1 pseudogene is annotated in these 895 nt (G+C 76.9%); it reads left to right on the forward strand.

Annotated features, from left to right (window positions below):
* A pseudogene (locus tag CCN51_RS49285) lies at window positions 1-625 on the forward strand (phosphotransferase); the annotation flags it as partial.
* Between the last annotated feature and the right edge of the window lie 270 nt (window positions 626-895).

The following is an 895-nucleotide window of genomic DNA, read 5'->3' on the forward strand; positions in this document are numbered from 1 at the left end:
GCAGGCCACCGCCGAGGTCCATCTGGCCATGGCCCGCGCGCTGCCCACCTCCCATCTGCGCCGCCCGCAGATCGAGCACCTCGCCGCCGCCATGTCCGAGCGCCTGGACTCGGCCGCCGCGGCCGTGCCCGCCCTCCACCCGTACCGTGCCGCACTGCACTCCGCGTACGAGGACCTGGCCGCGCTCGGCCGCGCCGGGCGCACCTGGACCGCCCAGCGCATCCACGGCGATCTGCACCTGGGCCAGGTGCTGCGGCGGACGGTCGAGGGCGCGGCGCGCTGGTCCCTCATCGACTTCGAGGGCGAGCCCTCGCGCCCCCTCGACGAGCGCCGTCGCCCCCAGCCGGCGGTGCGCGATATCGCGGGCATGCTCCGCTCGTTCGACTACGCGGCGGCCGTGGGCGGCCACGACAGCCCGCAGGACTGGGCCGGCCACTCCCGTGCCGCGTACTGCGCCGGCTACGCGGAGGCGTCCGGGACCGACCCGCGCGACGACCCGGAGCTGCTGCGGGCCCACGAGACCGACAAGGCGGTGTACGAGGTGGTCTACGAGGCCCGCCACCGCCCCGAGTGGCTGCCCGTCCCGATGTCCGCCATCCGCCGCCTGGCCGCGACCCGCACCTGATACGACGCACCCAGCCCCCTGGGAGGACACCCCCGTGACCGCACGTCCGCCGTCCGACCGGCCCCCGCACGACGCGCCCCCGTCCGACCCACCTCCGTATGGCCCGCCTCCGCATGGCCCGGAGCCGCACGACCCGCCGCCGCATGACCCGCCTTCGTCCGGCCTGACTCCGCACGACCTGACTCCGTCCGGCCCGCCTTCGTCCGGCCCGCCTCCGCATGACCCGCCGCTGTCCGGCCAGCCCTCGTCCGACGCGCCTCCGTACGCCCC

This window comes from Streptomyces milbemycinicus (genome assembly GCF_002154605.1).
GTDB classification, from domain to species: domain Bacteria; phylum Actinomycetota; class Actinomycetes; order Streptomycetales; family Streptomycetaceae; genus Streptomyces; species Streptomyces milbemycinicus.